General features: G+C 59.3%; 19 protein-coding genes. 8 read left to right on the top strand and 11 right to left on the bottom strand.

Annotated elements, in window-relative coordinates:
- The first annotated feature begins 263 nt into the window (after nucleotides 1-263).
- A complete protein-coding gene (locus ACTIGF_RS14945; RefSeq protein ID WP_439637626.1) occupies nucleotides 264-869 on the top strand; it encodes a sce7726 family protein in 606 nt (201 codons plus the stop codon).
- Here ACTIGF_RS14945 and ACTIGF_RS14940 read toward each other — a convergent pair.
- From ACTIGF_RS14940 to uvrB, 4 genes are read right to left on the bottom strand one after another with little or no spacing between them, the layout of a single operon-like run.
- Nucleotides 826-1,974, bottom strand: coding sequence for a beta family protein (locus ACTIGF_RS14940; protein ID WP_439637625.1), 1,149 nt, complete (start codon nucleotides 1,972-1,974; stop codon nucleotides 826-828). The genes ACTIGF_RS14945 and ACTIGF_RS14940 overlap by 44 nt on opposite strands.
- Nucleotides 1,974-2,495, bottom strand: a complete 522-nt coding sequence (locus tag ACTIGF_RS14935; RefSeq protein WP_439637624.1) for an ImmA/IrrE family metallo-endopeptidase — start codon at nucleotides 2,493-2,495, stop codon at nucleotides 1,974-1,976. The genes ACTIGF_RS14940 and ACTIGF_RS14935 overlap by 1 nt, the downstream gene beginning before the upstream one ends.
- A complete protein-coding gene (locus tag ACTIGF_RS14930) occupies nucleotides 2,488-3,162 on the bottom strand; it encodes a hypothetical protein (protein ID WP_439637623.1) in 675 nt (224 codons plus the stop codon). Before ACTIGF_RS14930 ends, ACTIGF_RS14935 begins: the two co-directional genes overlap by 8 nt.
- A gap of 5 nt (nucleotides 3,163-3,167) precedes the next feature.
- Nucleotides 3,168-5,351, bottom strand: a complete 2,184-nt coding sequence (gene uvrB, locus ACTIGF_RS14925; protein WP_439637622.1) for an excinuclease ABC subunit UvrB — start codon at nucleotides 5,349-5,351, stop codon at nucleotides 3,168-3,170.
- A gap of 122 nt (nucleotides 5,352-5,473) precedes the next feature.
- On the opposite strand from uvrB, the gene ACTIGF_RS14920 reads away from it, so the two are divergent.
- The 3 genes from ACTIGF_RS14920 (at nucleotide 5,474) to ACTIGF_RS14910 (ending at nucleotide 6,836) form a co-directional block, all read left to right on the top strand.
- Nucleotides 5,474-5,983, top strand: a complete 510-nt coding sequence (locus ACTIGF_RS14920) for a response regulator (RefSeq protein ID WP_022701553.1) — start codon at nucleotides 5,474-5,476, stop codon at nucleotides 5,981-5,983.
- A gap of 92 nt (nucleotides 5,984-6,075) precedes the next feature.
- Complete coding sequence (locus tag ACTIGF_RS14915) at nucleotides 6,076-6,363, top strand: hypothetical protein (protein WP_439637621.1); 288 nt, start codon at nucleotides 6,076-6,078, stop codon at nucleotides 6,361-6,363.
- Nucleotides 6,364-6,545: 182 nt separating this feature from the next.
- Nucleotides 6,546-6,836 (top strand): hypothetical protein, encoded by a 291-nt coding sequence (locus tag ACTIGF_RS14910; RefSeq protein ID WP_439637620.1) that lies wholly within the window; start codon nucleotides 6,546-6,548, stop codon nucleotides 6,834-6,836.
- Nucleotides 6,837-6,911: 75 nt separating this feature from the next.
- On the opposite strand, the gene ACTIGF_RS14905 is transcribed toward ACTIGF_RS14910, so the two are convergent.
- Genes ACTIGF_RS14905 through ACTIGF_RS14895 form a run of 3 tightly spaced genes read right to left on the bottom strand, consistent with a single transcriptional unit; the run spans nucleotide 6,912 to nucleotide 9,721 of the window.
- A complete protein-coding gene (locus tag ACTIGF_RS14905) occupies nucleotides 6,912-7,952 on the bottom strand; it encodes a threonine aldolase family protein (protein ID WP_439637619.1) in 1,041 nt (346 codons plus the stop codon).
- A gap of 33 nt (nucleotides 7,953-7,985) precedes the next feature.
- The gene (locus ACTIGF_RS14900; protein WP_439637618.1) at nucleotides 7,986-8,570 is read right to left on the bottom strand and encodes a hypothetical protein; all 585 of its coding nucleotides are present in this window, start codon (nucleotides 8,568-8,570) and stop codon (nucleotides 7,986-7,988) included.
- 5 nt (nucleotides 8,571-8,575) lie between these two features.
- Nucleotides 8,576-9,721: a DUF418 domain-containing protein gene (locus tag ACTIGF_RS14895; protein ID WP_439637617.1), complete on the bottom strand. Its 1,146-nt coding sequence runs from the start codon at nucleotides 9,719-9,721 to the stop codon at nucleotides 8,576-8,578.
- A 66-nt stretch (nucleotides 9,722-9,787) separates the two neighbouring features.
- Between ACTIGF_RS14895 and ACTIGF_RS14890 the strand changes: the two genes are divergently transcribed.
- Nucleotides 9,788-10,378, top strand: coding sequence for a TetR family transcriptional regulator C-terminal domain-containing protein (locus ACTIGF_RS14890; protein ID WP_439637616.1), 591 nt, complete (start codon nucleotides 9,788-9,790; stop codon nucleotides 10,376-10,378).
- Between the two features lie 6 nt (nucleotides 10,379-10,384).
- On the opposite strand, the gene ACTIGF_RS14885 is transcribed toward ACTIGF_RS14890, so the two are convergent.
- From ACTIGF_RS14885 to ACTIGF_RS14875, 3 genes are all read right to left on the bottom strand, one after another.
- Nucleotides 10,385-12,724, bottom strand: coding sequence for a methyl-accepting chemotaxis protein (locus ACTIGF_RS14885; protein ID WP_439637615.1), 2,340 nt, complete (start codon nucleotides 12,722-12,724; stop codon nucleotides 10,385-10,387).
- A gap of 91 nt (nucleotides 12,725-12,815) precedes the next feature.
- Nucleotides 12,816-13,739 carry a hypothetical protein gene (locus tag ACTIGF_RS14880; protein ID WP_439637614.1) on the bottom strand — a complete coding sequence of 308 codons (924 nt, stop codon included), beginning with the start codon at nucleotides 13,737-13,739 and terminating at the stop codon, nucleotides 12,816-12,818.
- 88 nt (nucleotides 13,740-13,827) lie between these two features.
- On the bottom strand, nucleotides 13,828-13,995 hold the full coding sequence (locus tag ACTIGF_RS14875) for a hypothetical protein (RefSeq protein ID WP_439637613.1): 168 nt from the start codon (nucleotides 13,993-13,995) through the stop codon (nucleotides 13,828-13,830).
- Nucleotides 13,996-14,187: 192 nt separating this feature from the next.
- Between ACTIGF_RS14875 and ACTIGF_RS14870 the strand changes: the two genes are divergently transcribed.
- The 3 genes from ACTIGF_RS14870 (at nucleotide 14,188) to ACTIGF_RS14860 (ending at nucleotide 16,566) form a co-directional block, all read left to right on the top strand.
- Nucleotides 14,188-14,727 carry a prephenate dehydratase domain-containing protein gene (locus ACTIGF_RS14870; protein ID WP_439637612.1) on the top strand — a complete coding sequence of 180 codons (540 nt, stop codon included), beginning with the start codon at nucleotides 14,188-14,190 and terminating at the stop codon, nucleotides 14,725-14,727.
- A 37-nt stretch (nucleotides 14,728-14,764) separates the two neighbouring features.
- Nucleotides 14,765-16,003, top strand: coding sequence for a pyridoxal phosphate-dependent aminotransferase (locus ACTIGF_RS14865; RefSeq protein ID WP_439637611.1), 1,239 nt, complete (start codon nucleotides 14,765-14,767; stop codon nucleotides 16,001-16,003).
- Between the two features lie 95 nt (nucleotides 16,004-16,098).
- Entirely contained in the window at nucleotides 16,099-16,566 is a 468-nt protein-coding gene (locus ACTIGF_RS14860) for a Dps family protein (protein ID WP_439637610.1), read from the top strand.
- 388 nt (nucleotides 16,567-16,954) lie between these two features.
- Here the strand turns inward: ACTIGF_RS14860 and ACTIGF_RS14855 are convergent, their stop codons facing one another.
- Complete coding sequence (locus ACTIGF_RS14855; protein ID WP_439637609.1) at nucleotides 16,955-17,848, bottom strand: LysR family transcriptional regulator; 894 nt, start codon at nucleotides 17,846-17,848, stop codon at nucleotides 16,955-16,957.
- Nucleotides 17,849-17,854: the final 6 nt, after the last annotated feature.

Here is a 17,854-nt window from a genome sequence, read left to right as displayed (position 1 = left end):
TGCGCGTCCGGGATGACAGAGTTGTTGGTCAGGTGGGCCGCTGGCGGCTCACCCCCACGCCGCAGGCGCGCGCGATCTCGGCGGTCTCCGCCCCCGCCTGCCGCATCGCCCGCGCCCGGGCGATCCTCGGATCTGTGATGTCAGGGCTCTCAGCGCTCATGCCGCAAGGATAGGGGGTGAGGGCGGGGTGGGGATAGGGGAGAGCTACCCTTACGGTCAAACAAGGGTTTATCTTAATCCGTTCAACAGCTAGTCAATCGGGCATGGAAATTACAGAATCCACTGAGGCGAACTTGAGAGAGGCGGCGATTGCTAGTTGGCGACGCCGCAGTAAAGATATTGATGGAATTAGAGTGGATGAATTCCGTTTCTTTAATGGTCTATGCCGAGCTGACAGCGCAATATTCAGGAATCGCAGTGTAGTTGCATTTGAGGTTAAGTCTAAATCTGACAGCTTAAAAAAGCTATCGAATCAAATAGATATCTACAATAATCATTTTGATAAAGTGATAATTTGCTTAGATTTATGCTTTAGGAAAAGATTTGATTCTTCTAAATATGGTGAAAGAGTTGAGGTGTTATATTTCGATAAAGGAAAAGTGATCGTTGAAAGGCGTGGCAAAACGGTTCCTCATGACAATGTCCGTTCATATGCTGCCCTTCTAAACTCATCAGAATTGGTTGGTCTGATAGCAAAGTGTCATAAAATCACGCGACGAGAAGCTGAGTCAAATTTTGAAGATCTGATCGACAAGACGCCACGATCAGAATTTATCCGTGCTATTTATTGCCGGGCGCAGAATATCAATAAAATTCGTTATTTCTCTAAAACTCTTCCCAATCCTCTTCTGGATCAGGAAGCAGTTTAGATCCATAGTTGGCTTGCTGAAATAAATGGATATTGATCCTAGCTGCAGTTGCTCGTGCCGGAGAATAAATACCAGTTTCTGCTTCATTGAAGGTATCTAAAATCAGTTGCCGCCCCCAAACGTTGGGTACATTCAGCCAGTGTTCGGAATCAATCGCACGGCGGGCTGCTCTGATATATGCTTCTTTTTTGTGTCTTTTGCGCTCTTCGGGGCTGAGCACGACAGGCAGTCCACGCCGGTCTTTTGGGTAGTCGGGCCTCTCCCGAAAGAAATACCAGTGATGCTCTAATGCCAAATCTATCCTTGGTAGCGGGGCGCCAAGAGGAATATCAAGGCTTTCGGCACGCGCGCTACCTCTGTCTCCATATACTAATCGAAGCTCTGGATGTAGCTGCTGAAGTTGCTGAAACATTCCACGCTCATAGACAGATTGAGCTGGTATATTATCATCGAATTCCAATGGAAAAGTTGTTGAGGAAACAACTGCGTTTGAAATGGGAAACTTATCCTTTGCGGCACTCAACAATTTATGTGCAATAGCAGCTTGATACTCCCAGCCTTGGGCGCGTTGCCCGAAGTCCGCAATAAGTAAGAACTTCTCAGGCTTCACGACCCCGTTGAGAATATCCAGTATATCAAGCGACTGTGTCACATTGTTTGTCGCCTCAATATTTGAGTGCAAACGAATTCGCATAACAATGCCACGCCCAAGCTCTGAAAATGCGCTTGCTTGCTGCTTAATTTGTTCAACAGTTCCGGTCTGGATCAAGGTTGGGGTGAAGGGCTCATGCTTGTTAATGAAATTAACCCAGTTACGGTGCCCGTCATCTGGGCTAGTCAAAGCTCTAAGCTCGGCGAAAACCGACCGCTCCCCCTCTTCTTCGGTTAGGTCTAGGGAGGGATCTAACTCGATAATACATGGGCTGTCATAAGCCTCCAAAATAACCTTAATTGAAGATTCAAGATATTCAGAGCCCACCCAAGGTCGAAGTAGTATATGAGGCGATAAAAGGAATTTTGTTGGGCCGGGAAGGTTCTTTAGTCCGGCCATCTCAGCAGGTTTAACTGAAAGTGTAGGTATATATGGGGAAATATTCTCGAACATTATTTCCACCCAAGTTGTATGCGCATGGCGTCTTCGGAAACCATAAAATCTTCAGCAAGAAATTTTACAATAGATGGGCGCTCATCAAGCGTTAGTTTTCTTTTATCACTTGTATAATTTCTAAGTTTTGAAAACAGAAGTGATTTAGGCATTAGAAGATCGGCTGCAATTTTGTTTGCTTCGGTCTCTTTTTTATTGCTGAGGCCAGATCTGTACAAAACATTATCCGTCAGACCAGCTCCGATCAATTCTCGATGCAGAAGAAAGTGACCAAGTTCATGTCCCACAGTAAAACGTTGTCTTTTTTTGGATTCATGCCGATTTACACGAATAATGAATTCGTTCGCTCCGGGATTAACAGGCCTGATTTCACCAGATACGCCAGCAGGTAATGACGCGCCCCGGACGCGTATTCCTAGAGCTTCCGCTATTTTATTCATTGAGACCGGTGTTGAAGTGAGGAATGGCTCAATTACTGAGATATCATCGCTTCGTACTTTTGACCAAAGCGCATTATCCATCACTATCCCTCTCGGGGTTTGATACTTCTGCTTCTGAATTTGTGCCTGTTTCCCGAGTTCGTCTTATATTCTCAGGATCATCTCCAGATGGCGTATCCGGGAATGTGTTAAGAGCATCATCTAAATCAACATTATAAGATCGTCGTTCAAGTTCAGCTTTGACTTTTGCCTCAACCAACGCATCTAAATGCTTAGCTGGAGTTTGTGAGAGAAGTCGTTCAACAATCTTATTTACTCGATCGCTGATGTGTTTTCTAATGAACCCATTAGACTCAATTTCACGCCGCAAAAAACTTTCAACATAAAGTGGAACTTTAGCCTCCGCAGCTTTTCGGGCTTCAGATTCTGCGGTCTCAGTTGCAGCGCTTATTGATTGTGAAACTGATTGCTCGACCGCTGCACTTATAGCAGATCGACGAACCTGCCGGAAACCAAAGAAAGTTACGACGGCAACTGTTACTGCTGTTCCTGCTAAAACTACGGTCGCAGCACCGAAAAGCGCTGAAATTAAAAGAGTAAACGAAGGACCTGAAAGGATATTTGGTCCGTTGGTGTCCGCCATTGCCATGAGTACGGTGAAAAACCATCCCATAATCGCAATCAATGCGAGCAATACAATCCAAATGATAAAGTGTGAGGAGCTATCATTGTCGTTGCTTGCTGCCATTAGTTTTAGCTTTCACTCAAGCGCTTAATTTCATCTCTTAAGCGTGCTGCTTCCTCAAATTCAAGATTTGCAGCAGCTTCTCGCATACGCTTTTCAAGGTCAGCGACTGTAGCCTTCAAGTTATTGGGTTCAAAGGAAGCTTGCTCCTCTGCAACCGTCAAGCGTTTTTTGTCCCGCTTTTTCCCGCGGCCTTTGGCGGTTTGCTCCATCACGCCTTGCAGAATGTCGCTGACGCCGCGGACCACCGTGCGCGGGGTGATGCCGTGCTCGAGATTGTGGGCGATCTGTTTTTCGCGGCGGCGCTCGGTCTCCTCCATCGCCCGCTCCATGGAGCCGGTGATGCGGTCGGCGTAGAGGATCACCTTGGCGTCGGCGTTCCTTGCCGCGCGGCCAATGGTCTGAACGAGCGAGGTTTCAGAGCGCAGGAAGCCTTCCTTGTCCGCATCGAGAATGCCCACAAGGCCGCATTCGGGGATGTCGAGGCCCTCGCGCAGCAAGTTGATGCCGACAAGGACGTCGTATTCGCCCAGGCGCAGATCGCGGATCAGCTCGATCCGCTCCACGGTGTCGATGTCCGAGTGCATGTAGCGGACCTTCAGCCCCTGCTCATGCATGTATTCGGTGAGGTCCTCGGCCATTTTCTTGGTGAGGGTGGTGATGAGGGTGCGAAAGCCCTTCTCGGCGGCCTTGCGGGCCTCCTCGATGATGTCGTCGACCTGGCTGGAGGTGTCTGTCTGCACCGGGCGCACTTCCACGGGCGGGTCGATCAGGCCGGTGGGGCGGATGACCTGTTCGGTGAAGACGCCGCCGGTCTGGTTCAGCTCCCATTTGCCCGGAGTCGCGGAGACGTGCAGGGTTTGCGGGCGCATGGCCTCCCATTCCTCGAATTTGAGGGGGCGGTTATCCAGGCATGAGGGCAGGCGGAAGCCGTGCTCGGCCAGGGTGCGCTTGCGGCTGAAGTCGCCTTTGTACATCGCGCCCAGCTGGGGCACGGTGACATGGCTTTCGTCGATGAAGACCAGCGCGTTGTCGGGCATGTATTCAAACATGGTGGGGGGCGGCTCGCCGGGCTTGCGGCCGGTGAGATAGCGCGAATAGTTCTCGATCCCCATGCACGAGCCTGTGGCCTCGAGCATTTCAAGGTCGAACTCGGTGCGCTGTTGCAGGCGCTGGGCCTCCAAGAGCTTGCCGTTGGCCTCCATCCATTCAAGGCGCTCCTGGAGTTCCTTCTTGATGCTGACAATGGCCTGGTTCAGCGTCGGGCGCGGGGTGACATAGTGCGAGTTCGCGTAGACGCGGACCTTCTCAAGCGTGCTGATCGGATGGCCGGTCAGGGCGTCGAACTCGGTGATGGATTCGATCTCGTCGCCGAAAAAGCTGATGCGCCAGGCGCGGGCGTCATAGTGGGCGGGGAAGATCTCCAGCACGTCGCCGCGCAAGCGGAACGTGCCGCGCTGGAAGGCGGCGTCGTTTCTTGTGTACTGCAGCGAGACGAGGTCGCGCATGACCTGGCGGGGGTCTTTCTCCGCCCCCACCTCCAGATCGAATACCATGGCGGTATAGGTCTCAACCGAGCCGATGCCGTAAATGCAAGACACCGAGGCGACGATGATGACGTCGTCGCGCTCCAGGATCGCGCGGGTGGCGGCGTGGCGCATCCGGTCGATGGCCTCGTTGATGGTGGACTCCTTCTCGATGAAGGTGTCCGTGCGCGGCACATAGGCTTCGGGCTGGTAGTAGTCGTAGTAGGAGACGAAATACTCCACCGCATTATGGGGAAAATACGCCTTGAACTCGCCGTACAACTGCGCCGCCAGGGTTTTGTTCGGCGCCAGGATCAAAGCGGGACGCTGAACGTTTTCAATCACTTTCGCCATGGTGAACGTCTTGCCGGAGCCGGTGACTCCGAGGAGAACCTGGTCCTTCTCCGACTGATTGACCCCCTCCACCAGCTCCGCGATCGCATGGGGCTGGTCGCCGGCGGGTTCATAGTCGGACACCATCTGGAATTTCTGACCGCCTTCCGATTTGTCCGGGCGGTCGGGACGGTGCGGGGTCCAGTTCGCGGGCAGGCTCAGCGGATCCTTGATGGATCCGGACACGGCCTGGTCCTGAACAAAATCGGCCTGGGCCATGTCCTCGACGCCTTGCGGGGCGAGGGCGCTATCATCACGGGTCAGCTTGGGCATGGGGGCAATATGGGGGCGCTGCAACGGCTTGAACAGGGGGTGCGGAGCTGCAAGTCTTGTTTAACCGTTTGTGAGGCAAGGTGCGGGTCACGGACGTCAATCAGCAGGGTCGCTAAAGCGCCATGTCTCAAGGCAGTTTTGAACGAATTCGGGTGCTCATCGTTGAGGATAACGCCCACATGTCCTCGATCCTGCGCACGATTCTGCAGGGCTTCGGGGTGCGCTCGGTGATCGAGACCCGCGATGCGGCGGACGCTTTCGAGCTGATGCGCAACGCCAATCCGGATCTGGCGCTGGTCGATTACATGCTCGGCGATGTGGACGGGCTGGAATTCACCCGGCTGATCCGAACCGCGTCCGACAGCCCGAACAAATATCTGCCGATCGTCATGGTGTCAGGCCATACCGACCGCTCGAAAGTCTTTGAGGCGATAAATGCGGGCGTGAACGAATATCTCGCCAAGCCGGTCCGGCCGGTGGATCTGTATAATCGCCTGGTGACGCTGATCGAAAAGCCGCGTCGCTTTGTGAAGACGCCGGGCTATTTCGGACCTGACCGCCGTCGCCGCCAGGACCCGCGCTATGCCGGTCCCTTCCGCCGTATCGGCGATAAGGAAGAAGGCAAGGGCTAACCCCTGCTGGTTGAAAAATTCGCGTTTAAGGGATTGTATTTCCCGTAATCCGTGTCACGGTTCCCTTCTTGATTGAATAGGGAGTGACCGACATGCTTACGCTCATCACTGTCTCCATGGCGCTGTCCTTCAGCGCGCCGGACGCCGATTTCAAGGATAAAGTCCCGGTGCAGCCCGCACAGGCCGAGCAGACCGTGGACTTGTCCAAGCGATTGAGTTCGGCGGAGCTGACGCGCCTGATCCCCGGCCAGCTGCCATCGTATTGCGAAGCTTATTCCGGCCTGGAGCCGGTTACAGGCGACCAGCAGTGCGACTATGTCATCTGCCGCCCGCCGGGCGGTGTCTGGTCCCTACATGAATGCTGGGAGTTCGGACTCTAGCGGTTCTCGGGTCGGGGACGCGGAGACCGCCGTCCCCGACACGGACCGCTTGGTTTCGGTTGTGTCTTTTTATCAGTGGCTTGGATGGGCGTCTGTAAGGTTGTTTGATCGCTTGCGGACTCTTGTGAGCCTTGAAAGCTCCGTTTCTGAGTCGTGTCTTTTTGACCCGAGAGGAGTGTCTCATGCTTTCAGTATTCGCCGTTTCATTGGCTTTGGCGCTAGGCGCATTGGGTTCTGACGGGGCTGACAAGGTCGAGAACCAGCCCATCCAGAGCGAGCAGAGTAGTTCAGTGTCCAAACGCTTGAGCTCGGATGAGATCGCTCGTATTCGTACAGGAAGCGGTGTGCCCAGTAACTGTGAAGTCTTCTGGCTGCCCGATCCCATCACAGGTGAATTGAGTTGCGGAGCAGTGGTTTGCCGCGATAGCAGCGGCATACCCGAGATCTTCGATTGTTCTGAGTTTGGCCTTTAAGCCATCCGCTGAGGCAGAGGCGGTCTTGTGAGCCGCTTCTGCCTTAGAGGCTATGATTACGGTTAGCGATACGCGCTATGAATGCGCAGCTTCCAGCAAGGCGCTGATGTCTGCGTCCGTCGTACACCAGCTCGTCACGAAGCGGGCTGAGCCGTCCGGCCAGCTGTAGAAGCCTGCGCCCGCCTCGCGCAGGCGAGCCGCGAGCGCGTCCTCCAGGCGAATAAAGACTTCATTGCCGTTGGTGGGATGCACCAGCGCGGCGCCGTCTACGGCCGCCAGCCCGTCTGACAGACGCTTCGCCGCGGCGTTGGCCCGTCGCGCCAGCTCTAGCCAGAGATCCTTCTCCAGCCAGGCGCCCATCTGGGCGGACACATAGCGCATCTTGGGCAGCATCAGACCGGCGCGCTTCTGATTGGCGAGAAGGTGTGGCAGGCGATCCTGCACTGAAGGAAACAAGATAATCGCTTCGCTGGCCATGACGCCGTTCTTGGTGGCGCCGAGGCTCAGCGCGTCCACGCCGCGTTTCCAGGTCATCTCGGCGGGCGTACAGCTCAGCGAGACCAGCGCGTTGGAAAAGCGCGCACCGTCCATGTGCACGAACAGATCGCGCGCTTTCGCCTGGCCGATCAAGGCGTCGAGTTCGCCCAGCGTGTACGCGCATCCGGACTCGTTGAGCTGGGACAGGCTGAGCACGGCGGGCGGCGTGGCGTGGACGAAATCACTGGGCCATTGTTTCAGCGCATCGGCCAGCGCCTGAGGATGGATTTTGGCGTGCTCGCCCGCCAGCGGCAGCACTTTGGCGCCGCGCGTGAAAAACTCAGGCGCGCCGCGTTCATCACGATGGATGTGCGCTTCGTCATGACACAGCACCATGGCGTCCGGCGGAGACAACACCGACAGGGCCAGTGCATTGGAGGCCGTTCCCGAGACGGTGAAGACCACCTCAAGCTCTGTCTCGAACAGCTCGCAGAGTTGGCGCTTCACAGTCTGGCTGACCGGGTCGGCTCCGTAGCTGGGGACGAAGCCCTCGTTCGCGCGGGCGAGCGCGTCCAGCAGGGCGGGATGGGCGGGTGCGGTGGTGTCGGACAGGAAGTTCATGGCCGCAATGAGCCGCAATCCTCCTGTCGCGTCAATGGCCTAAAACCGGCCTCAGGGCGTGCAGATAAGATTGGCGGGCGGCGTGTCCCGATGCCAGTGCTGTGACTGGCTCAACGCGTCGCGGCCTATGGCGGCGCGCACGGAATAATAGGTGAGGTCAAAGGGATCTGGCGGGCTGCCCAGTAGGGTGGAGACCGCCATGGAGACGCCTTCATCAAGGTCCGCGCCTTCAAACAACAGAACCTCAAGCGTGTCTTCGCCCGTCTGGGTCAGTTCGGCGTCCAGTATCTGCCCATCGGCGCGCCAATATACGTGACCGCGCCAGACGCCCGCTTCGGCGTCCAGCGTCGCGGATTGAACCACAGCAGCGCCGCAGAGCCGTTCGCCCCAGGACCAGAAGTCGGGATGGTTGAAGTCGCGGGCTTCAGGGTCGCCGTCAAAGCCGGTCAGGACGCCGCACAGCTGGTCCGGGGTCTCAGGACACGGGCCAAGATCGACCCAACCTTGTTCATTCGGCAGACGCCAGACGCCGGACATGCGCTCTATATGCTCTGACCGATCCGGAGGAGGGGAGGGGGTGGCGCAACCGCAGAGGATGGCGCAAGTGGCGACGAGCCCCGGGAACACACGCTTCATGACAGTCACGCCTTTGCCGAGCTGGACTCACCGGCGTCGTAAGTGACGCGTCGAAGCACGAACTCCAGCGGACCTCGACCTGTGAGCCTGGCGCACAGGCCTACGAGCATCATGGAGACCAGCGCCAGAGCGATGCTGATCGGCAGCAGCCAGGCTTGTCCGAACTGTCCGAACAGGCCCAGCCCATAGCCGCCGAAGACCAGTCCGGCCAGCACGCCCTGAAGCACATAGCTGGAGAGAGAGTTGCGCCCAGCCAGGACCAGAAGGGCGGGGAGCTTCAGATGATCGCCCGCCAGCCGGATGATGCAGATATAGGCGAGGGTCAGAACCGGTCCGCCGACCGCGATCGACAGGAAGCCGGCGAGGTCGGCCAGGCCTCCCCAGCCCAACCCAGGTCCGCTGGCGACCAAGCCATAGGCGATATTCAAGGGCAGTCCGATGGCGAGTAGGACGGGAAGGGCGAACGCGCAGCGTCTGCCCCAGCGCGTAGCTTGAGGGTCCAGCACATCCAGCTTTGCAGCGGCGAGTCCTGCGGCGAAAGCACCGGCGGCCAACGGGCCCTGAAACAGTATCAGGAAGACCAGGGTTTCCGGCCAGGCGATGAGGCGCGCCAATACGGTCTCGATATAGCCGCCCGCCAGGCCGGAGCCAGCGTCTGCCAGTATGGGCGGGGAGACCGCCAGGGCGGCGCTGATGGCCATAAGACAGACAAGGCTGAGCGCAATCATGACCAGAGCGAAGCGTATCAGCTTGCCGGGAGAGGCGCGCCGCAAGGGCCAGATCAGGCTGCCGACCAGGCTGTAGAGTAAGAGAATATCTCCAGAGAATACGAAAACGGCGTGTAACACGCCGATCATCGCCAGCATGACCATGCGCCGCCAATGACGCCGACCTGGGTCAGCTCCCGCGCGTTCTGCGGCGCGGTGCTGGATGTCCATGCCCCACCCGAACAGGAAAGAGAACAGGATGAAGAACTTGGCTTCAAAGAAGACGGATGTGACCATTGCGGCGATCTGGTCAGGTTCGGCTTGCGCAACAGAGAGTGTCTGCGCCTCGGGCAGCGCCATATAGGGCAGGTTCACGACGCAGATGCCGATCAGCGCGGCGGTGCGTAAGGTGTCAACGATGGCGTTGCGATCCGGCGTGGTCATGAAGAACTCCAATTGAGCGGCTGCTCAACGTTATTGAGCGGTCGCTCAATGGTCAATGAGGTTTGAATGAACGATACGAAATCTTCACGCGGCGGAGGCCGGGACCGGATTTTCCAGGCAGCCGCCGAAGTCATCTACGAAAAGGGTCTGGCCGAGGCGCAGACGCGCATGGTTACGGACCGCGCCAAGGTCGGAACGGGACTTCTCAACCATTATTTCAAATGGCCGGACTTGCGGGCTGCAGCCTGGGAAATGATCTTCCAGGCCGTTGTGCAAGACCTCTGGCGAACAGGGGAAACGCCGCGAGGCGCCATGGACCGGTTTCTGGACGAGGCGTTCGCCTCAGAAGCGCGGTTGTTCTGGAAGCTGTGGCTGGAGGCGGAGCGTCTGGCGCCGGGGGACGCTCCTATCGCGGAGGCGCTGGGGCGTATTCGCGTCCAGATGCGCGACAGGGTGACGGCGTTATTGCAAGAGGGAATGGTTGAGCAAGCCTGGTTCCTGCGCGACGCAGCCGCAACCGCCGTGCGGCTGGAAGCCATGCGCGATGGTCTGGCCGGCCTTATTCTCAGCGCAGATCCAGACATGAGTGTGTCTCAAGCAACCGAGCATCTCAAACGCCTGTTCGAACTGGAAGTACAAGGCTCGAAGCCGGGGTGAGACAGATCAGGCCGCCATTTCCGCTCCTGCATCCAGCAGCGCCTGCAGGGCGTCTGCGGTGACCGGGGTGATGAATTTGAGGCCGGCTTCGCCGTCCTTGACCCAGGCGACCGTGGCGGATTCGGTCACGACCGGGCTGGTCAGCTTGACGGTCTGCCCCTTGCGGATGTCCTTGCAGATGACCCGCATGCCGTTGGTTGAGGCGTTCAGGATGCAGATATCCTGTTCTTCGTTGTCGATCAGAAGGGTCGCATTGTAATTGGTCGGAATGCGGTCTTCCTTACGGTTTTCCGCCGCTTTGACCGAATCCCGGACAATCTTGGGAATACTGGTGTTGGCCTCTTCAGCGCGGTGGGAGACCGTGCCGACCAGCTTGGCCATTTCCTCGGCGTCCTTGCTGGATTGATTGCTCATTTCCACCAGCTGAGCGATATGTTCGCTGACGCGGGTCATGGCTTGGCTGTTCTGTTCCACGAACTGGGACAGGGAGCCGGTCGAGGCGGATTGCTCCTCCATGGCTGCGGCGACTGAAGCGGTCACTTCACCAATGGTCTCGATCGAGCTGGTAATCGCGTTCATGGCCTCCACCGTGGACTGGGTGCGGCTCTGGATATGGGCGACCCGCTCGGCAATCTGGGTGGTGGACTGGTTGGTTTGCGCCGCCAGGGCCTTCACCTCGCTGGCGACCACCGCAAAGCCCTTGCCGGCATCACCGGCGCGAGCGGCTTCAATGGTGGCGTTCAGCGCCAGCAGGTTGGTCTGCTCGGCGATATCGGTGATCAGACCGATGAAATCGCTGATCTGCTGGGCGGCTTCATTCAGTTCCTCAACGCTCTGGCGCGAGCGTTCCGCTTCGCCGATGGCGTCACGCGCCATCTGGTCGCCGCGTGTGATCTGCTGGGTCACTTCCCCGATGGCGGAGGTCAGCTCTGACGCCAGCTCGGAAGCGCGGCCGGAATGCTTGACGTTCTGTTCGGTGGCCTGGGTGACCTGGTCAGCCGTCTGGCCGGCATTGGCGAGGGTGGTGCGGATTGTTTCGCTGCTGGTCGCCAGGGACTGGGCGGTCTGAGCCACCGATCCCACGGATTCCAAAGTGGCGGCCTCCACCTTTTTCGCCATTTCGCTCAGGACACGCCGACGTTCCTGCATGGCGGCCTGTTCCAGGCGGGTCTGTTCGCGCACCGCCTCTTCACGGGCCGCTGTCGCCTGCTGGAAGGACACGGCGGTGCGAGCCAGCACCCCGATTTCGTCCTTGCGGCGGGCGCCTTCGATCTCGACATCATTTTCCCCGGCGGCGAGTTGGCTCAGGGATTCGGTGATCTTGCCCAGGGGGACGACCACCGAGCTCATCAGCACGCTGGTCCCCGCAATGGTCAGGACAAGGACCAATATCGTCAGCGCCATTTCAAACAGGGCATTGTTGCGCGCCCGGTCCTGGGTGATTCTGGCGAAGGTGATGATGTCCTGGGCCAGCGCCTCTTCCACATCCATCAGCATTTCAATGCGTTCGGTGGTCAGTGCGAACCATTCGCTGCCGGCCATGTCGGCCAGCGGCGCGCCATAGCCCGCTGCGATCAGGTTTTCCCGGGCGTCGGCAACGGCGATGGATTCGGGCCGGGCGAGGACATCATCCAGACGCTGGGACCATTCCCGGCCCAGAAGCTCCCGGAATTCCAGGAAAAACGCCTCCTGGTTCGAGATCAGCCGCAGGGCGCGCTGGTGCAGGGCGGGATTGATCTGGCCGGAGGCATAGATGTTGGAGCCCACCGCGCGTTCGATGCCGGCGTTCTCCTTGGCGTTCATGATGTTCAGCAGACCGACCATGCGCGTGGACAGCTCGCCTGACCCCGAAGCATGGGCCAGTTCCGCTACGGTTTCGAGCATGTTGGAAATGGTCTGGGTGTAGGGCCGCACCGTATCGCCCAGTCCGAAGGACAGCGTATTGACCTGGCTCCGGTGCGCATCGAGTTCAGAGAGCTGGGCATCGATTTCCTGCAGTTTCGATTGCAGGACCGGGTCGGTCAGGGTGTCTGTCACCTCGCGGCGCGCCGCCATATAGGCTGCCAATGCGGTATCCGTGGCGTCGCGCTGTTCGTCCATCAAACGGCGATAGGTGGTTTCGCCCCCGCTGCCCACAAACCCGGCGGAGCGGCCGCGTTCGCGTTGCAGTTCATGCACCAGCTGGCTGATGTCGCGGGTGAACGCCGTCGCTTCCTCAGCGACCTTCATCTGCTCGGCCAGGCGCCAGTCCTTGAGCACGAGGCTCGAGGCGAAAAACAGCAAGGCCAGGATCGGCAAAAGAACCGACGCGATCATGCGCCAAGTGATCGGAAAGTTAGACAGCATTGGGACACCCTCCAGGAACGCTACTTGGAAGCCTTCACCGTTCGGGTTGCCGGGCGCTTAATCACTCGCGTGAACGGCGTCTGGCCGAGGATCAATCCGGATCGGGGATCAGATTGCCCAGATTGTCGGTTCTGCTGTCAGCATCGCGCTGCATGGCCCGGGTGACGCCGGGGGTTGCGATGGCGTCACGGCGCGCCTCGCTCAGCGCCAGCATGATCCGTTCGACTTGGGAGGGGTTTGCGCCCAGCTGCCGCAGCTGGAACGCCATACGATCCATGTCCTCGATAAATTCCGGCGACGCCTCGCCCAGGGCCTGCAATCCAAAGCGCGCCAGCTCGGCGGATCGCGCATTGGGGCCGTCCGGACACGCTCCCGCTTCAAGATTGGCTTGCGATGAGGACAGGCAGAAGCTCTCACGCACAGTTCCAGCAACGCCGTTCAGAGACAGGGCGACCTGAAAATCGGCCGGGTCCAGACGGGTTTCCGTCCGCGCCAGAATATCGGCGAAGCTGGGTCTTCGGGCGCCGGCTCGCGGTGGCGGCGGGGTGATCTGGGTAGTGGCTACGGGACCATTTGCAGAGGGTGAGGGTGGCGAAGCAATCTGACCTGAACCCGGAGTGCGCGAACCGGCCCGAGTCGCGGGGCTGTCATCTGTAACGGCTGCGTCCGGGGCCGGACCGGCTGCGGTTTCGTCAAGCGGCGGCGTCTCTTCCACCGGAGAGTCATTGTCATCGCCCTCTGGGGTAGCGGGCTCGGGGGCAGCGACCTCGTTTACAGGCGCTGGTTCAGACGCCGCCGGGTCCGGTTCAACGTCCGCCAGGGGCGGCTCAACCAGACGGGCGTCGCTTTCTGCGTCCGGTGCGCTGACCGTATAAAAGCGCACATCCAGGCCTTCGATGACGCTTGTGACCCGCAAGAGTTCCGCCGGAGGGGTGCGGATCAGGATCGCCAACATCGCGACGTGCAGTGTGATCGCCAGCCCGAGCGGCAGGCTGCGCCGGATCGCGTCGCGCAACCGGTCAGGGCTGAGGGCGGGGAGCGGGGAAGCGGAGAGACTCACAGCGCAACAGATGAGGCCATTGCGCCGGGGTTTCAATCTCGTATCAGTCGCTGAGGGCGCCGAGAACTGTCGTTTGATGCGCCTCATTGGCGATAAACAGGGAGTCTGCGCCGCTGGCCGATCCGGCGTACAGCGTCCAGGCGGCGGCGACGAGGCACAGCGCGGAGAGGCTGAGGCCCAGAAGGCCCATGCTGGATGTGTTCTGCTTCATCGTCTCGCCCTCCCTTGGTCTGCCTAGTGTGCGGCTTATGAACCGGACATGAATCAGCCTCAGCCTGTCACGAGGCGGCTCCGGGGCTGAAATCGGGCGAAGGCGAGGTCAAATGTGTTGATTTCTGGGCGGGGCGGTTGTGCGCGATGACCTGGGGGCTAGGCTGGCGATGGATCACGGGAGTATGTCGCCATGTTGACCGCGTTTCTGGGGCCTGAGGGCAGTTTCACCCATCAGGCCGCCGAGCAGCTGGTCCCGCAAACCAGCCTGCTGGATCCTCATGACACGCTTGAGTCGGTGCTGGACGCCTTGCGCGGCGGCGCCGCGCGATATGCGGTCGCCGCGATCGACAGCGCCGCCGGACCGATCGCCGAAACGGTCGCAGCGGTAGAAGAGGGATGGGCGCAGGTGCTGGCCGAGCACGCCATCGAGATCCGGTTTGATCTGTATCGCCGCATTGTGGACGAGACCCCGCTGATCGGGATTGTGGGTCATGAAAAAGCGCTGGCTCAGCTGGCGCCGTATATCGACAACAAGCGCTTGCGTACGCGCGCTTTTGCTTCAAATACTGCCGGCCTGGCGGCGATCAGCGCTGAGTCCGAGCCCGGATGGGGCGCTGTGGGGCCGTCGGGCCTGGCCCGGGCCTATGGGTTGAGGGTGGCCGAGCGCGCCATTGAGGCGCCGGCGCGGCTGGTGACCCGCTTTGTTTTGTTGCAGCGTGCACCTGATTGATGCGCTGCAGCGAAATTTATTCTTGAGGAGTATGTCCATGACCGAAGATGCATCCGCCGCGCAGGATTTGCTGCGTGCTTCCAAGGCGCTGTCCCGCGTCAAGCCGTCGGCCACCATTGCGGTCAGCCAGAAGGCGCGCCAGCTCAAGGCGGAAGGCAAGGATGTCATTGGTCTGGGCGCGGGCGAGCCTGATTTTGATACGCCTGACCACATCAAGGAAGCCGCGATCAACGCCATTCGGTCCGGCCAGACCAAATACACCAATGTGGACGGCCTGCCGGAGCTGAAAGAGGCGATTTGCGCCAAGTTCAAGCGTGATAACGGTCTTGAGTACACGCCGGCTCAGGTGAACGTGTCGCCGGGCGGCAAGCCGGTCATCTACAACGCCTTCCTGGCGACGCTGAACCCGGGAGACGAGGTGGTGATCCCCGCGCCTTACTGGGTCAGCTATCCCGAAATGGCGCTGTTGTGCGGCGCGGAGCCGGTGTTCGCGTCCGCCGGCGTGGAAGACGGGTTCAAGCTGACGCCTGAAACCCTGGAGGCGGCGATCACGCCCCGGACGCGCTGGGTGATCCTCAACTCGCCCTCCAACCCGACCGGCGTCGCCTATACGGCTGAAGACCTCAAGGGCCTCGCCGCGGTGCTGGAGCGTCATCCCCAGGTGCTCATCCTGACCGACGACATGTATGAGCACCTCGTCTATGACGATTTTGAATTCGCCACCATCGCCCAGGTCGCGCCCAATCTTTATGACCGCACACTGACCATGAACGGCGTGTCCAAGGCCTACGCCATGACGGGCTGGCGGATCGGCTACGCCGCCGGGCCGGAAAAGCTGATCAAGGCCATGGCCAAGGTGATGAGCCAGACCACCTCCAACCCCTGTTCGATCAGCCAGTGGGCGTCGGTCGCGGCGCTCAACGGCGATCACGGCTTCCTCAAGCCGCGCAACGCCGCGTTCAAGGCGCGCCGGGATTCCATGCTCGACAAGCTCAAGGATGCGCCGGGCCTGATCGCGCCCACGCCGGAGGGCGCGTTCTATATTTTCGCCGATTGCGGCGGGTTGATCGGCAAGACCTCCCAGGGCGGCCAGTTCCTGAAGACCGATCTGGACGTGTGCGAAGCCTTGCTCACTGAAGAAGGCGTGGCGGTGGTGCCGGGCACGGCGTTCGGCGCGTCTGCGGGCTTCCGCCTGTCTTACGCCACCGATGACGCCGCGCTGGAGGAGGCGGGCAAACGTATTGTCCGTTTCTGTCAGGCAGCCGCTGAGGGATAGAGAAACTCTATAGGTTTCTATCAAAAACTCAGTTGGCGTTCGCGCGCGTTCATCCCCACATTGTGGGTATGGAATTCACCGCAAAGGAGGCGGCAATGGACATCAATATGGGCCTGAGCAAAGAGCAGCGCGAAACCATGGCCAAGGCGGTCACGGCGCTCCTGGCGGACACGTATGCGCTCTATTTCAAGACGCACGCCTATCACTGGAACGTCACCGGACCGCGGTTTCACGATCTGCACACGATGTTTGAAGAGCAATACACAGAATTGTGGACGGCCACTGACGACATCGCCGAACGCATCCGGGCGCTGGGCGTGCTCGCCCCGATCTCATACGAAGAGATGGGCGCGTCCGCGAAGATCAAGCACGACAGCTCCACGCCGGACGCCAACACCATGGTCGCCAATCTCGTGGCCGGTCATGAACAGGTCGTGCGCACCGCGCGGGACGCTCTGAAGCTGGCTGAAGAGCATGGCGATGAGGCGACGTCCGATCTGATCGCCCCGCGCATCACCCTGCATGAGAAAACAGCCTGGATGCTGCGCGCGACGCTGGGCTAGGACTTCAAGCTCCGCCGACCATGAAAAACCCCGCCAGCGATGACGCTGGCGGGGTTTTCTGTACGTGCGCTCGAGGGGGAGGGTGCGCACGTCCATGACGTTCATGGCGGCTGACTAAGCCTTATATAATAAGAAAAGAGCCGGCCCCGCATCTGCGGTGACCGGCTCAGTTTAGCATACCTAATCGGGGAGGAGACGGTATGCGCTCAAAGGGGAAAGCAGATGAACACCTGCTGTCGGGGGGTATATGCCTCTCACCCGCTTGCGAGACAACAGCCCGTTCGCCATAGCCGTTATGCGTTTTTGCGGGGCTGCAACAATTGTGTCAGGCCCCCGCCGCAATCGTGTCGCAATTGGCGTAAAAGCGTCCTCTAACGGGACAAAATCGCTACTCGCGCCAGAGTTTGACTTCTTCCATGATGAAATCCCGGAAGGCTTTCACCCGGCGCGACGCGCGCAATTCCTCAGGGAAAATCAGATAGACCTCGAACGGCGGTCCTTCTATGGCGTCAAACAGGCGTTTGAGCCTGTCATTTTCACGCGCCACATAATCGGGCAGGCCGACCAGACCCAGACCGGCTTCGGCCAGCCGCATCATGCCGTGAATGGTGCTGGCCTCGGCCAGCGCTTCGCGCGGTTTTTCACCGGGCTCCCGGCCAAGATCGAGATGCCAGTTCAGATTGGGGATCGGCGCGAGATTGCGCGGCCCGTATCCGACGAAGTCATGGCGGTCGAGATCGTCAAAGCTCTCCACCGCGCCCTTGCGCTGCAGATAGGCCTCTGACGCATACAAATGCTGGTCCACAACCATCAGCTTGCGCTGGATCAAGTCGTTCTGGGTCGCCGCCCAGGGGCGCAGCGCCACATCCGCCTCGAGGTTTGCAATATCGAGTTCATGATCGACCAGCAGCAAGCGCACCCGAATTTGCGGATAGAGCGCATTAAAGCGCGCCAGTCGCGGCGCCAGCCAGGTGGCGCCCATGGCGGTCGGCGCGGTGACCCGCAGCAATCCGCTGGGTTCATCGCGGCAGTCGAGCACATTGGCTTCGGCGAGCGCGATCTTGCCCGCCACATCCTTGCTGGCTTCAAACAGAACGCGTCCCGGCTCGGTCAGCAACAGGCCGCGCGTATGGCGATGAAACAGCTTCACCCCCAGCTCGCCTTCAAGCGCCGAAATCTGGCGGCTGACGGCCGATTGCGACAGCGCCAGAGCTTCCGCAGCGCCGGTCAGCGATCCCACTTCGGCGGCTGCGTGGAAGGTTTTGAGCTTGTCCCAATCCATGAGGGG

The organism is Oceanicaulis sp., from assembly GCF_051859625.1.
Lineage (GTDB): Bacteria > Pseudomonadota > Alphaproteobacteria > Caulobacterales > Maricaulaceae > Oceanicaulis.
Note: the sequence above shows the minus strand (reverse complement) of the source record. Positions and strands in the feature narration are given on the sequence as shown.

What these genes read in the sequence shown, in the direction of transcription:
- ACTIGF_RS14945 (WP_439637626.1), top strand. Translation starts at nt 264, where the DNA reads ATGGAAATTACAGAATCCACTGAGGCGAACTTGAGAGAGGCGGCGATT.
- ACTIGF_RS14940 (WP_439637625.1), bottom strand. Translation starts at nt 1,974, where the DNA reads ATGTTCGAGAATATTTCCCCATATATACCTACACTTTCAGTTAAACCT.
- ACTIGF_RS14935 (WP_439637624.1), bottom strand. Translation starts at nt 2,495, where the DNA reads ATGGATAATGCGCTTTGGTCAAAAGTACGAAGCGATGATATCTCAGTA.
- ACTIGF_RS14930 (WP_439637623.1), bottom strand. Translation starts at nt 3,162, where the DNA reads ATGGCAGCAAGCAACGACAATGATAGCTCCTCACACTTTATCATTTGG.
- uvrB (WP_439637622.1), bottom strand. Translation starts at nt 5,351, where the DNA reads ATGCCCAAGCTGACCCGTGATGATAGCGCCCTCGCCCCGCAAGGCGTC.
- ACTIGF_RS14920 (WP_022701553.1), top strand. Translation starts at nt 5,474, where the DNA reads ATGTCTCAAGGCAGTTTTGAACGAATTCGGGTGCTCATCGTTGAGGAT.
- ACTIGF_RS14915 (WP_439637621.1), top strand. Translation starts at nt 6,076, where the DNA reads ATGCTTACGCTCATCACTGTCTCCATGGCGCTGTCCTTCAGCGCGCCG.
- ACTIGF_RS14910 (WP_439637620.1), top strand. Translation starts at nt 6,546, where the DNA reads ATGCTTTCAGTATTCGCCGTTTCATTGGCTTTGGCGCTAGGCGCATTG.
- ACTIGF_RS14900 (WP_439637618.1), bottom strand. Translation starts at nt 8,570, where the DNA reads ATGAAGCGTGTGTTCCCGGGGCTCGTCGCCACTTGCGCCATCCTCTGC.
- ACTIGF_RS14895 (WP_439637617.1), bottom strand. Translation starts at nt 9,721, where the DNA reads ATGACCACGCCGGATCGCAACGCCATCGTTGACACCTTACGCACCGCC.
- ACTIGF_RS14890 (WP_439637616.1), top strand. Translation starts at nt 9,788, where the DNA reads ATGAACGATACGAAATCTTCACGCGGCGGAGGCCGGGACCGGATTTTC.
- ACTIGF_RS14885 (WP_439637615.1), bottom strand. Translation starts at nt 12,724, where the DNA reads ATGCTGTCTAACTTTCCGATCACTTGGCGCATGATCGCGTCGGTTCTT.
- ACTIGF_RS14875 (WP_439637613.1), bottom strand. Translation starts at nt 13,995, where the DNA reads ATGAAGCAGAACACATCCAGCATGGGCCTTCTGGGCCTCAGCCTCTCC.
- ACTIGF_RS14870 (WP_439637612.1), top strand. Translation starts at nt 14,188, where the DNA reads ATGTTGACCGCGTTTCTGGGGCCTGAGGGCAGTTTCACCCATCAGGCC.
- ACTIGF_RS14865 (WP_439637611.1), top strand. Translation starts at nt 14,765, where the DNA reads ATGACCGAAGATGCATCCGCCGCGCAGGATTTGCTGCGTGCTTCCAAG.
- ACTIGF_RS14860 (WP_439637610.1), top strand. Translation starts at nt 16,099, where the DNA reads ATGGACATCAATATGGGCCTGAGCAAAGAGCAGCGCGAAACCATGGCC.
- ACTIGF_RS14855 (WP_439637609.1), bottom strand. Translation starts at nt 17,848, where the DNA reads ATGGATTGGGACAAGCTCAAAACCTTCCACGCAGCCGCCGAAGTGGGA.